The sequence below is a fragment of the Mycobacterium sp. ABE4_509 genome (assembly GCF_056160785.1).
The window spans coordinates 24,107-35,494 of record NZ_JBSWXU010000042.1 but is presented as its reverse complement, the minus strand read 5'-3'; the positions used below and the strand labels follow the sequence as shown (position 1 = coordinate 35,494).

Genomic DNA, 11,388 nt, shown 5'->3' with positions numbered 1-11,388 from the left:
GACCCGCCCCGTCAGCCGGCCGAACCGGCGCAGGCGCCGGCGCCGGCGCGTGACGATTCCGACGACGAAGAGAGCATGCTGGCCGAAGCCGGCAACGCCGACCCGCACGTCCCGCGCCGCGATCCGGAGGAAGCCGCGTTGGAGTTGCTGCAGAACGAACTGGGTGCCCGGCGGATCGACGGCGCCGAGAACAGGTAGCCGCTAGGACTTCTCGGCGTTCTGGTCGTCGCGCAACAAGAACTTCGGCAGCACCACCGTCGCCACCGCGGTCACCAGCCAGACCACCACCGTGGCCCCGATCCAGGATCCGATGCCGTCGATGGTCAGCCCGTTCGACAACAACGACGCCAGCAGCAGTGCGACGAAGGTGGACACCACCCCGATGCCGCCGAGCAGTGCCGACGCGTACTTGGTCGCCATCTTGAGGAACAGCGGCGACAGGAGCGCCTGGGCCACCGTGAAGATCACCACCGCGGCGATGAAGCCCAGCGGGGATATCCCCACACCCGGCACCAGCAGCCAAGCGGCCAGCAGGCCGATCGCCGCGGACCCCAGGAACACCGCGATGCGTAACAGGAAACGGATCATCGTCGCACCCCCACCTAGGCCGTCCACCACGGCCGCAGCGGCAACCCGCCGTCGTTGCCGTTGGTGTCGAGTTTGACCGCCAGCACCTGGTGCAGCTGGATCGCGTTCTGTTCGAAGCCGACCCGGGATCCGGCCATGTACAGCCCCCAGACCTTGGCCGTGGCCAGGCCGACCTCGGCGACGGCTTCGTCCCAGTGCTCGACGAGGTTGGCGCACCAGTCCCGCAGCGTCATCGCGTAGTGGTGGCGCAGGTTCTCCTCGTGCGCCACCTCCATGCCGACATCCTGCAGTTCGGTGATGATGCGTCCCGAACCGGTGAGTTCGCCGTCGGGGAACACGTAGCGGTCGATGAACCCGCCGGCCGACGGTCCGTGCCGGTTGTCGTGCCGGGTGATGCAGTGGTTGAGCAGCAAGCCGCCGGTGCGCAGTTTGGACTGCAGGAAGCGGAAGTAGGTGGGGTAGTTGGCCACCCCGATGTGCTCGGTGAGACCGATCGAGGACACCGCGTCGAACTGCGTTTCGCGCACATCGCGGTAGTCGCTGTGGCGCACCTCGGCCAGATCGCCGAGGCCCTCCTCGGCGATCGCCTTCTGCGCCCACTCCGCCTGCTGCGCCGACAGCGTCACCCCGATGGCCTTGACCCCGTGCCGGGCCGCGTAGCGCACCATGCCGCCCCAGCCGCAGCCCACATCCAGCAGCCGGTCACCGGGGGAGAGGCGCAGCTTCTCGAACACCAGGCGGTACTTGTTCTCCTGCGCGTCCTCCAGCGTCGAATCGGGGTGCGGATAGCACGCGCAGGTGTAGGTCATCGACGGGCCCAGCACCCACTCGTAGAACGTGTTCGACACGTCGTAGTGATGGTGGATGGCCTCGGCGTCGCGGGTCCTGCTGTGCCGTAGCCCTTCGGCGATGCGCCGCCAGCGGGGCAACGCCTCCTGCGGCGGCGGGGCGATCGGCCACAGGTGCTCGATACCGATGGAGCGGATGATCTGGGCCAGCACCCGGGCCGGGGGTCGCTTGAAGTCCAGTTTCTGCACCAGTGCGGTGAGCAGCTCGTACGGGTCACCCGGATGTACCCCGTGCGGTTCCAGGTCACCGGAGACGTAGGCGCGTGCCAGTCCCAGGTCACCGGGCGCGGTGGCCAGGTAGGTGGTGCCGCGCGGGGTGCGCAGGTCGAGGCCCAGCGGGGCGTCGGGTGGGCCGGCGCTGCTGCCGTCGTAGGCGGTGAACCTCAGCGGCAGCCTGCCCGCGGCGAAGATCTCGAGGATCTCGGCCAGTGTGAGCCGGTGGTCGGCCGGGTTCGTCCCCGTGGTGTGATCGGGGCTGGTGTGATCCCGAAATGTGGTCATTGCCTTCGCACCGCCTTCGCATACAGGTCGAGAAACCGTGAATCCGGGTCATAGGCTTTCTTCACCGTCTGGTAGATCTCGCCGCCGTAGAGCGAGGAGAACTCATCCGGTGAGTAGAACGAATCCGAGTACAGCGACTTGTGCCCGTCGAGCATGCTGACTTCGCGTTCGATCATCTTGTTGGTGTACCCGTCCTCGGGGCCGACAGGCACCGAGGACCAGAATCCGACGTTGACGTAGGTGTGGTCCGGGCGGATCGGGTAGAGGGGCCAGCTGCGATCATCGCGAAGCCGCAACGGGCACAACCAGATCGGCTCGATCGGTACGGTGTCGAGGAACCAGCGCAGGAATTCGGCGGTGCGTTCGATCGGCACCTCGACGTCCTGGACAACCCGTTCGCGGGGCGGCCGACCGTTTCGTTTCTCGATCCGGTCGGCGATGCCGAAGCGCTGGTCGTAGCCGATGAGCTTCCAGTAGAAGCTGCTGCGCCGAAAGCGCCGCGGCCACCAGCGGCGGATCCGGGGGTTCTGCGCCCCGAACGCGCGTGAGCACCAGAACCAGTCGGTGTCCCAACGCCACAGGTAGTCGTGGATGGTGAGCCGATCGTGCTTCTCGCCGTCCTCGTGCTGGATGGAGCGGTAGTAGATGTTCTTTCCGGTGTAATCGCTGACCGGGCCCGGGGTGCTGGTCTGCACCCCGACGCACAGGTAGCTCTCGTCGGCGCTGAACACGACGCCGTCGAGGTAGTCCACCCGTTGACCGTCGAGGCCGCCGGTGTCGATGATCCGGTCCATCGCCTCGATCAGCGCGTCGAGTGACCGGAACCGCAGGTGCCGCAGGGCGACGAACGGCTTGACCGGTTCCAGCTCGATCTTCAGTCGCACCGAATAACCCAGGGTTCCATAGGAATTCGGGAAAGCCGCGAATAGATCGGGGTTCTCGTCAGCCGAGGCGCGCACCACGTCGCCCGAACCGGTGAGGATGTCCATCTCGAGGACGGATTCGTGCGGCAGGCCGTTGCGGAACGACGCGGACTCGATGCCCAGCCCGGTGACGGCGCCGCCGAGGGTGATGGTCTTGAGCTGGGGGACCACCAGCGGCGAGAGTCCGTGGGGCAGCGTCGCGGCGACGAGATCCTCGTAGGTACACATGCCTGCGACATCGGCGGTGCGGGCCTGCGGGTCGACGTCGATGACACCGGTCAGACCAGAGGTGTCCAGGCCCTGCGCGGTCGCCTTGGCGCGGGCCCGGAACAGGTTGGAGGTGGGCTTGGCGAGGCGCACCGTCGCGTCAACGGGGATGGCGCGATAGCTGTCCAGCAGCCGCTGCACACCTTCGGCGTGAGCAGCCCATGCGTCGGTCGCTGCGGCAGACACACATATACGCTAGTCCGCGGTGGCAACCGATGCGACCGCTCTGGGCCCGGACAAGGAGTTTTCACTGATGGCACAGGTCAGCGCGACCAGCACGGACTTGATCGACGCCGACCCGGCGACGGTGCTCGGGGCCGTGGCCGACTACGAGGCGATGCGTCCGCGGATCCTCTCCTCGCACTACAGCGGCTATCGGGTCCTCGAGGGCGGGCAGGGCGCGGGCACCGTGGCGGAGTGGAAGCTGCAGGCCACCAAGTCGCGGTCGCGGCAGGTGAAGGCCACTGTCGACGTCGCCGGCCGCACCGTCATCGAGAGGGACGCGAACTCCTCGATGGTGACCAACTGGACCGTCGCGCCGGCGGGACCGGGCTCGTCGGTCACCCTCAAGACGTCCTGGAAGGGCGCCGGCGGCATCGGCGGGTTCTTCGAGAGGATCTTCGCCCCGATCGGGCTGCGCAGGATCCAGGCCGAGGTGCTGGGCAACCTGAAGCGCGAGGTGGAGGGCACGCTCGGTGTCGAGGGCACCGGAGCGGTCGAGGACGACTAGCCGCGCTGGGCGGCCAGGTACGCGACGATGCCGCGGACCACGGCCTCGGCGTATTTCTGCCTTCCCTCGGGCGTTTTCATCAGCGCCGAGTCTGCCGGGTTCTTCATGTTCCCGAGTTCGACGAGGATCGACGGATACTGGGCCAGGTTGAGCCCGGCGATGTCCGAGCGCGGGTTCAGACCCGAGGAGCCGATGTAGTTCGACGCCGGGATGCCCGACCCGGCCAGGTTGTCGCGCATCGTGCGGGCGAGCTGAACCGCGGGGCCGGCCTGGGCGGCGTTGAGCGGCGGGTTCGCGTAGAGCACGTGGAAGCCGCGGCCGGTCGCCGGTCCGCCGTCGGCGTGGATCGACACGATCGCGTTCGGCTGGATCGCATTCGCCAGTGCGGCCCGCTCGTCCACGCACGGGCCCGGGCCGGTGTCGTCGCCGCGGGACATGGCCGTGCGCACGCCCAGCGCGGTGAGCGCCTGCCGGATCCGCAGCGTGGTGTCCCAGTTGAAGGTGTGTTCGGGGTACCCGTCGTCGGTCGCGCTGCCGCTGGTCTGGCAGTCCTTGGTGCCGCCGCGGCCGGTGGGCACCTGCCTGCTGAGCACGGCGGGGTCGTTGGAGCCCTGGTGGCCCGGGTCCAGGAAGACGATCATGCCGGCGACGTTCGTGGGTGCCGCATGGGCGGGCGCGGTGATGGTCGTGGCCGCGAGGAGTATCCCGACGGCCAGAGCCGACCCGGTCCGGATGCCGACACGCAGGATTGCTGGTACGTGCACCGCGCCACGGTAGCCCGCACGGCGACTAGGCTGATAGGCCGAAGCGCCCCATCAGGGCGAGCGCAACCAAGTCGAGACAGAGACGACACATTCCGCACATCAACCCGCACCGAACCGATATCTACAGAGGATTCAGCCATGCAGCCCGACGGCCAACCCGATATGTCCGCCCTCCTCGCGCAGGCGCAGCAGGTGCAGCAGCAGTTGATGGAGGCTCAGGAAGCGCTCGCCAACTCCGAGGTACACGGTCAGGCCGGGGGCGGATTGGTCCAGGTCACGATGCGGGGCAGCGGTGAGGTGGTGGCGGTGTCCATCGATCCGACCGTGATCGATCCGTCCGATCCGGAGACTCTGCAGGACCTCATCGTCGGCGCCATCGGCGACGCCGCCAAGCAGGTCACCATCCTGGCCCACGACCGGCTGGGACCGCTGGCCGGTGGCATGGGCGGGCTCGGCCTGCCCGGTATGTGACCGCACCGTAGATGTTCGAAGGACCCGTCCAGGATCTGATCGACGAGCTGGGCAAGCTGCCCGGCATCGGGCCCAAGAGCGCCCAGCGCATCGCGTTCCATTTGCTGTCGGTCGAACCGCCCGACATCGACCGGCTCACCGCGGTGCTCGGCAGGATCCGCGACGGGGTGACGTTCTGCGAGGTGTGCGGCAACGTCAGCGACAACGAGCGCTGCCGCATCTGCAGTGATCCGCGCCGGGACGCGTCGCTGGTGTGCGTCGTCGAAGAGCCCAAGGACGTGCAGGCGGTGGAGCGCACCCGGGAGTTCCGCGGCCGCTACCACGTGCTCGGCGGCGCGCTGGACCCGTTGTCCGGGGTGGGGCCCGACCAACTGCGCATCCGGGAACTGTTGAACAGGATCGGGGAGCGGGTCGACGACGTCGAGGTCGCCGAGGTGATCATCGCGACCGACCCGAACACCGAAGGCGAGGCCACCGCGACCTACCTGGTTCGGATGCTGCGCGACATCCCGGGGCTGACGGTGACCCGGATCGCCTCGGGCCTGCCGATGGGTGGGGATCTGGAGTTCGCCGACGAGCTGACCCTGGGCCGGGCGCTGGCCGGTCGCCGCGCGCTGGCCTGAGGTCACCGAACAGCGGAGCTTCGTCCGGCTGTCTGCGGCCTGACGGTCGCCGGCATCGACCGAAAACCGTGCAGATTGACCAGCGAGCGGGGCTGGGCCGCGCCGGCCAGGCACAGGTCGGGGTAGCGCTCGAAGAGCCCGCGCAGCGCGGTGGCGCCTTCGATGCGGGCCAGCGCGGCGCCGAGGCACACATGGATCCCGGTGGCGAACGCCAGGTGCTCGCGGGCGTTCGACCGGGTGATGTCGAACCGGTCGGGTTCGTCGAACACAGCCGGATCCCGGTTGGCCCCGCCCAGCAGCATCACGACCACCTCGCCCTCGCGGACGGCGAACCCGGTGATCTCTGTGTCGCAGTGCGCTTTTCGGGCCGTCATCTGGACCGGGCTGGCGAACCGGAGAATCTCCTCGACCGCCGACGGCCACAGTCCGGGGTCCTCGGCCAGCAACTCCAGCTGCCCTGGGTGGTCCAACAGGGCGGCGATTCCGTTGCCGATCAGATTGACGGTCGTCTCGACCCCGGCACCGACGAGCAGAGCGGCGTTCGAGGTGAGCTCGCGCGCGGACAAGCCACCCTCCAGCGCCATCGCGCTGAACGGTGTGCCGTCGTCGCCTTCGCTGCGCAGCCGGGCGAAATGCGCGCCCAGGTAGTCGTCGATGTGGCGCAGCTCGTCCATGGCGGCGCGGTAGGCCGGCCAGCTGATACCGATGTCGAGAAGTGGGGCCACGCTGGTTCCCCAACTCAGGATGCGCTGCCGGTCGGCTGCGGGGACGCCGAGGATCTCGGTGATCACCGCGGCCGGAAGTTGCGCCGCGTAGTCGGCCACCAGGTCGACGACGTCGCGTCCGGACAGCTCGTCGAGCAGCGCGGTGGTGAGGTCGTCGATCCGCGATTCCAGCGTGGCGATCGACCGGGGGGTGAAGCTGCGCGCGACCAGGCGGCGGAATTCGGTGTGCAGCGGTGGATCGGTCATCAGCATCGACGGCGGCTCGACCGGGTTCGGCAACCCCGGGTCGGCGCGCCGCGCCAGGCCCAGCAGGCCGGCGGGCAGAGCGGTCTCGTTCGGATCGGTGATGCCGAAATCGTTGCTACGCAGGATCTGCCGACAGACTTCGTGGTCGGCGCTGACCCAGACGGCCGGCGTGCGCACCAGCCGTCCCCGCGCCCGGATGTCCTCGATCAGACCCACCCGCTGGGCGCGGTCGGCGCGGCCGAGCAGTAGCTGGGCCAGCGGGTCGCCGCGACGCGCCCGGACGGTCAGCACCCCCCGTGGGAGGCCGTGCGCGGCGGCCCACCGGAACCACACCTGTGCCGTCGCCATCAGGCCACCGTCTGGTCTTCGGCACGCGGACCGGCGTAGATGTCGACCATGCGCTGTTCCCCGCGATCCAGCGAGCGCACCCGCACCGACCGGCGGGCCGCCGCCTCGAGCAGCGCGCGCAGTCCCGGGTGGGCCGCGGCCAGGTCGGCGCGCGCCTGATCGGCGGGCACGTCGTCGTAGGAGGCCTGATCCAGCTTGGCGGCCAGCATGGTGACCCAGCGGTGCCGCAGCGCCAGCAGCAGCCCCTCTTCGTCCCCGAACAGCCGGCCGATATCCGGGGACGCCGCGGCGAGAGCCAACGTGCCCTCGGGATCGGTGGCCGCCCGCTCGACCATGCCTGCCATGAATGCCATGCGCTCGTGCAACTGTGACCATGTCATGCCTCGACGCTATGAGGCCGGGCAGCCGAAAACGTCGTGCCGGGGGCCGAACCGGCCCTCCTACTGCGGTAGGAGAGCGTTGCATACCGCGGGCTGATGTCGGCGCGGCGTCGATCGACCTACGATGACACGATGCTGGGCGCGGTGCACCGCCGGTTCCGGCGCCACGTGCTTCGCCGAAGCGATGAGCTGCCGGGTGGTTACACCTTGCCGTTCATCGTCAGCATCGACATCGCGCTGGTCGTCGTCGCGGTGATCGCCGCCGCCCAGCGGCCGGTTTCGCAATGGTGGATCGCGGCTGCCGCGATCGCGGTGGCGTGCCTGCCGTGGGTCGTCTTCGTGATCTTCGACGTGCTGGCCTACGAGGCGTTCGCGCTGTGGATCTCGTGGACGGTGTGCACGGCGATCCTGCTGTTCGCCACCGCCACGCCGATCCGGGGTGACTTCGCGCCCGTGCTGCTGAGCATGCTGGCCGGGGTGGTCGGTTCGATGTCCTCGATACGCGGCGGGCTGCTGGCCGCCGGGTCTTCGGCGGCTCTGCTGGCGGGGGCGGCGGCGCTGGGCCGGGTCGAGACGCCGGCGCTGTATCTGAGCTTCATCGGGATCGGCTGGCTGGTCGGCTATCTGATGCGGATCCAGCAGCAGCTACTCGTCGAGCAGCGCCAAGCTCAGCAGCAGCTCGCCGAGCATGCGGCGGCCGACGAACGCCGCCGTATCGCGCGCGAGGTCCACGATGTGATCGCGCACTCGCTGAGCGTGACCCTGCTGCATGTCACCGGTGCGCGCCGCGGACTGAAGGAAGACCGCGACATCGACGAGGCGGTGGACGCGCTGGAGGAGGCCGAGCGGCTGGGACGTCAGGCGATGGCCGACATCCGCAGCACCGTGGGCCTGCTCGACGACGCGGTCGCCAAGACGGCGCCCGAGCCGGGGGTGGGTGACCTGCCCGACCTGGTCGACGACTTCGTCCGCGCCGGGCTGCGCGTCTCGCTGCAGACCAGCGGCGGTCAGGACCGCATCTCCGCGGCGGCCGGGCTGGCGCTGTACCGCATAGCCCAGGAGTCGCTGGCCAACATCGCCAAGCACGCCTCGGACGCCGATTCGGAGATGACACTGGTCGTCACCCCGGGTCCGGCTGCGACGGCCACCCTGACCGTGACCAGCCGGCTGCCCGCGGTGGTCGGCGCACCTCGGGCGGAGGGCCGCGGAATGCGTGGCATGCGGCAGCGGGTCGAGTTGCTCGGCGGCACGATCCAGGCCGGCCCGGTCGCCGACCGGTGGATCGTGCGCGCCGACATCCCGCTCGACACCGATCAGCAGCCCTGCCCGCGGTGGGGGCGCGGCGGATGACCACCGACATGGTCAGCGCACTGCTGGTCGACGACCAGGAGCTGGTGCGCTCGGGACTGCGCCGGATCCTGCGCCGCAGGGACGGTATCGAGGTGGTGGGAGAGTGCTCCGACGGCGACGAGGTACCCGAGGCGGTCGCTACACTCGACCCTGATGTCGTGGTGATGGATCTGAGGATGAAACGCGTCAACGGAATCGAGGCGACCCGCCTGCTCACCGCCGGGGCCGGACCGCCGGTGCTGGCACTGACCACATTCAGCGACGAGGAGCTGTTGTCGGGTGTGTTGCGGGCCGGCGCAGCGGGTTTCGTGCTGAAGGACTCGCCTGCCGAGGAGCTGATCCGGGCGGTCCACGCGGTGGCCCGCGGCGACGGATACCTCGACCCGTCGATCACCTCCCGGGTGCTGAGCACCTACCGCACCGCCGCCCAGCAGCCGCTTCCCGAGGCGGTCGCGGAGTTGACGCCGCGCGAGCTCGACGTCCTGACGCTGATCGCCAAGGGGCGTTCCAACGGTGAGATCGCCGCGGAACTGTTCATCTCCGGTGTCACCGTCAAGAGCCACATCGGCCGGATCTTCGTCAAACTCGGCCTGCGCGACCGTGCCGCGGCCATCGTCTACGCCTACCAGCACGGCATCGCGGTGCCGTGACGACTAGACCCGGCGTGGTGCGGCCAGCCGTTCGGCACGCAATCGGGTGACCTCGGGCAGGTCCAGCGGAGCCAGCGGGCCGACCACGGTGGCCAGCAGGTGATCAGCCAGCTCCGGATTGCGGGCCAGGCAGCAGCCGTGCAGGTAGGTGGCCACGATGCTGCCCTGCACCGCGCCGTCGAACCCGTCCCCGGCCCGGTTGCCCGCTCCCTTGGTCACGGCGGCGAGCGGGCGCGCGTTGGTCCCGAGAACCGTTCCACCCCGATGGTTTTCGAATCCGGTGAGGGGTTCGGTCAAACCGTCGATCAGCGGTGTCGCGGCGACCTCGCCGATGGTGCGTTCGGGCTGCGGGGATGTGGTCACGTCCAGCACCCCCACCCCGTCGACCCGTTCCCCCGCCGACGTCTCGTACCAGTGGCCGAGCACCTGGATCGCCGCACAGATCGCCAGCACCGGTGCCCCGCGTGAAATGGCCTGCTGTAAGCCGGGATAGCGGATGAGGTGTTTGGTGGCCAGCCGCTGCGCGTAGTCCTCGGCGCCGCCGAGAGTGTAGAGGTCCAGTTCGGCCGGCACCGGATCGGCGAGGGTGATCTCGACGATCTCGGCGGCGATCCCGCGCTGGCGCAACCGTTGCCGCAGCACCAGCGCGTTGCCGCCGTCGCCGTAGGTGCCCATCACGTCGGGCAGCACCAGCCCGATCCGTACCGTCGAATCGCTCATCGGGCCCGTTCCAGAACGCGGTTGAGATGCAGGAATGCGGTGTAGTTGGCCAGCACTTCGACGTGCCCCGGCGGGCAGGACTCGATGGCGCGCGCGGTGTCGTGCACCAGCGTGTGTTCGACTCCGGCGTAGCCGAGCCGCACGGCCAGGTCGGTGCCGCGCTCCCCGGCGGCCACCACCGCGGTGGAATCGAAGTGCTCGAAGCGCACGTCCCACAGCCAGGACAGGTCCTCCCCGTCGGGGACCTGTCCGTTGACCGCGATCACCACGCCGGCGGCATCGCGGTCGACCATGGACAGCGCCTCCTGCCAGCCGGCCGGGTTCTTGGCCAGCAGGATCCGCGCGGTGTGCGTCCCGATGCGCACGGTCCGGTACCGGCCGGCGACCTCGTCGACGGCCGACACCGCGGTCACCGCCGCGGTGGGGTCGGCGCCCAGGGCCACCGCCGCGGCCACCGCCTGGGTGGCGTTGCCGCGGTTCACCGTTCCCGGCAGCGTCAGCCGCATCGGCAGGGACAGTCCGTCGGGCCCGTGGATGTGGGTGTCGTCGAACCACCATTGCGGGGTCGGCCGCTTGAAGTCGCAGCCGGTGGAGTACCAGTGCGCCTGTTCGCGCACGATGACCTCGCCCGAGCGTGGGCAGCTCACCGAGTCACCGGCCCAGCCGCCGCCGGCGGCGACCCACACCACGTTCGGGCTGTCGTAGGCGGCCGAGGTCATCAGGACGTCGTCACAGTTGGCGACCACCACCGCACCCGGGTGGCGGGCCAGGCCCGCCCGCAGCGTGCGCTCGATGTGGTTGATCTCACCGACCCGGTCGAGTTGGTCGCGGGACAGGTTGAGCATGATGATGACCGCGGCGTCCACAGCATCCAAGACGTGCGGGACGTGCATCTCGTCGACCTCGAGCGCGGCGAGCGGGGCGGTCGGGGCGGCGGCCAGCGCGGCGACCAGCCCGGCGTCCATGTTGGCCCCCTCGGCGTTGGTGGCCACCTCGCCCATGGTGGCCAGCGCCGCCGCCGTCATCCGGGTGGTGGTGGATTTGCCGTTCGTGCCGGTGATCACCACGGTGCGGCGGTCCGCGCCGAGCTGGCCGAGGATGCTGCGGTCCAGGATCATCGCGACCAGCCCGCCGATCATCGCGCCGGCCCCGCGACCGGTGACCCGCGACGCCCAGCGGGCGGCGGAGCCGGCCGTCAGCGCGACACGTCCGCGTGGGGTGATCATGCCGGGAGTCTAGAAGAACACCCGACAC

14 protein-coding genes are annotated in these 11,388 nt (G+C 69.6%); 6 read left to right on the top strand and 8 right to left on the bottom strand.

The genetic code is table 11. The features are described from left to right. Window positions 1–198 (top strand): hypothetical protein (locus ACXAID_RS11830; protein ID WP_475022399.1); only part of this gene is annotated, 198 nt, incomplete at its 5' end. 3 nt (window positions 199–201) lie between these two features. Here the strand turns inward: ACXAID_RS11830 and ACXAID_RS11825 are convergent. The 3 genes from ACXAID_RS11825 to ACXAID_RS11815 are packed head-to-tail and all read right to left on the bottom strand — an operon-like array spanning window position 202 to window position 3,313. Next, a complete protein-coding gene (locus ACXAID_RS11825) occupies window positions 202–588 on the bottom strand; it encodes a hypothetical protein (protein WP_475022398.1) in 387 nt (128 codons plus the stop codon). A gap of 14 nt (window positions 589–602) precedes the next feature. Beyond that, on the bottom strand, window positions 603–1,937 hold the full coding sequence (locus ACXAID_RS11820) for a class I SAM-dependent methyltransferase (RefSeq protein ID WP_475022397.1): 1,335 nt from the start codon (window positions 1,935–1,937) through the stop codon (window positions 603–605). Beyond that, window positions 1,934–3,313 carry an FAD-binding oxidoreductase gene (locus ACXAID_RS11815; RefSeq protein WP_475022396.1) on the bottom strand — a complete coding sequence of 460 codons (1,380 nt, stop codon included), beginning with the start codon at window positions 3,311–3,313 and terminating at the stop codon, window positions 1,934–1,936. Before ACXAID_RS11815 ends, ACXAID_RS11820 begins: the two co-directional genes overlap by 4 nt. Before the next feature lie 67 nt (window positions 3,314–3,380). On the opposite strand from ACXAID_RS11815, the gene ACXAID_RS11810 reads away from it, so the two are divergent. After that, the gene (locus tag ACXAID_RS11810) at window positions 3,381–3,857 is read left to right on the top strand and encodes an SRPBCC family protein (RefSeq protein ID WP_475022402.1); all 477 of its coding nucleotides are present in this window, start codon (window positions 3,381–3,383) and stop codon (window positions 3,855–3,857) included. On the opposite strand, the gene ACXAID_RS11805 is transcribed toward ACXAID_RS11810, so the two are convergent. Continuing rightward, on the bottom strand, window positions 3,854–4,621 hold the full coding sequence (locus ACXAID_RS11805) for an Rv3717 family N-acetylmuramoyl-L-alanine amidase (RefSeq protein WP_475022395.1): 768 nt from the start codon (window positions 4,619–4,621) through the stop codon (window positions 3,854–3,856). The two genes, ACXAID_RS11810 and ACXAID_RS11805, sit on opposite strands and share 4 nt — an antisense overlap. A 138-nt stretch (window positions 4,622–4,759) precedes the next feature. Between ACXAID_RS11805 and ACXAID_RS11800 the strand changes: the two genes are divergently transcribed. Further along, window positions 4,760–5,092 carry a YbaB/EbfC family nucleoid-associated protein gene (locus tag ACXAID_RS11800; RefSeq protein WP_475022394.1) on the top strand — a complete coding sequence of 111 codons (333 nt, stop codon included), beginning with the start codon at window positions 4,760–4,762 and terminating at the stop codon, window positions 5,090–5,092. Window positions 5,093–5,103: 11 nt separating this feature from the next. After that, window positions 5,104–5,715, top strand: coding sequence for a recombination mediator RecR (gene recR, locus ACXAID_RS11795; protein ID WP_475022393.1), 612 nt, complete (start codon window positions 5,104–5,106; stop codon window positions 5,713–5,715). A gap of 2 nt (window positions 5,716–5,717) precedes the next feature. Here recR and ACXAID_RS11790 read toward each other — a convergent pair whose 3' ends face one another. Continuing rightward, window positions 5,718–7,034, bottom strand: a complete 1,317-nt coding sequence (locus ACXAID_RS11790) for a cytochrome P450 (RefSeq protein ID WP_475022392.1) — start codon at window positions 7,032–7,034, stop codon at window positions 5,718–5,720. Further along, entirely contained in the window at window positions 7,034–7,414 is a 381-nt protein-coding gene (locus tag ACXAID_RS11785) for a hypothetical protein (protein ID WP_475022391.1), read from the bottom strand. Before ACXAID_RS11785 ends, ACXAID_RS11790 begins: the two co-directional genes overlap by 1 nt. A 132-nt stretch (window positions 7,415–7,546) precedes the next feature. On the opposite strand from ACXAID_RS11785, the gene ACXAID_RS11780 reads away from it, so the two are divergent. Next, window positions 7,547–8,764 (top strand): sensor histidine kinase, encoded by a 1,218-nt coding sequence (locus ACXAID_RS11780; RefSeq protein ID WP_475022390.1) that lies wholly within the window; start codon window positions 7,547–7,549, stop codon window positions 8,762–8,764. Beyond that, entirely contained in the window at window positions 8,761–9,414 is a 654-nt protein-coding gene (locus ACXAID_RS11775) for a response regulator (RefSeq protein ID WP_475022389.1), read from the top strand. Before ACXAID_RS11780 ends, ACXAID_RS11775 begins: the two co-directional genes overlap by 4 nt. Window positions 9,415–9,417: 3 nt before the next feature. Here the strand turns inward: ACXAID_RS11775 and ACXAID_RS11770 are convergent, their stop codons facing one another. Beyond that, a complete protein-coding gene (locus ACXAID_RS11770; RefSeq protein ID WP_475022388.1) occupies window positions 9,418–10,134 on the bottom strand; it encodes a type 1 glutamine amidotransferase in 717 nt (238 codons plus the stop codon). Next, window positions 10,131–11,360, bottom strand: coding sequence for a MurT ligase domain-containing protein (locus ACXAID_RS11765; protein ID WP_475022387.1), 1,230 nt, complete (start codon window positions 11,358–11,360; stop codon window positions 10,131–10,133). The genes ACXAID_RS11770 and ACXAID_RS11765 overlap by 4 nt, the downstream gene beginning before the upstream one ends. Window positions 11,361–11,388: the final 28 nt, after the last annotated feature.

What these genes read in the sequence shown, in the direction of transcription:
- ACXAID_RS11825 (WP_475022398.1), bottom strand. Translation starts at nt 588, where the DNA reads ATGATCCGTTTCCTGTTACGCATCGCGGTGTTCCTGGGGTCCGCGGCG.
- ACXAID_RS11820 (WP_475022397.1), bottom strand. Translation starts at nt 1,937, where the DNA reads ATGACCACATTTCGGGATCACACCAGCCCCGATCACACCACGGGGACG.
- ACXAID_RS11810 (WP_475022402.1), top strand. Translation starts at nt 3,381, where the DNA reads ATGGCACAGGTCAGCGCGACCAGCACGGACTTGATCGACGCCGACCCG.
- ACXAID_RS11800 (WP_475022394.1), top strand. Translation starts at nt 4,760, where the DNA reads ATGCAGCCCGACGGCCAACCCGATATGTCCGCCCTCCTCGCGCAGGCG.
- recR (WP_475022393.1), top strand. Translation starts at nt 5,104, where the DNA reads ATGTTCGAAGGACCCGTCCAGGATCTGATCGACGAGCTGGGCAAGCTG.
- ACXAID_RS11790 (WP_475022392.1), bottom strand. Translation starts at nt 7,034, where the DNA reads ATGGCGACGGCACAGGTGTGGTTCCGGTGGGCCGCCGCGCACGGCCTC.
- ACXAID_RS11785 (WP_475022391.1), bottom strand. Translation starts at nt 7,414, where the DNA reads ATGACATGGTCACAGTTGCACGAGCGCATGGCATTCATGGCAGGCATG.
- ACXAID_RS11780 (WP_475022390.1), top strand. Translation starts at nt 7,547, where the DNA reads ATGCTGGGCGCGGTGCACCGCCGGTTCCGGCGCCACGTGCTTCGCCGA.
- ACXAID_RS11775 (WP_475022389.1), top strand. Translation starts at nt 8,761, where the DNA reads ATGACCACCGACATGGTCAGCGCACTGCTGGTCGACGACCAGGAGCTG.
- ACXAID_RS11770 (WP_475022388.1), bottom strand. Translation starts at nt 10,134, where the DNA reads ATGAGCGATTCGACGGTACGGATCGGGCTGGTGCTGCCCGACGTGATG.
- ACXAID_RS11765 (WP_475022387.1), bottom strand. Translation starts at nt 11,360, where the DNA reads ATGATCACCCCACGCGGACGTGTCGCGCTGACGGCCGGCTCCGCCGCC.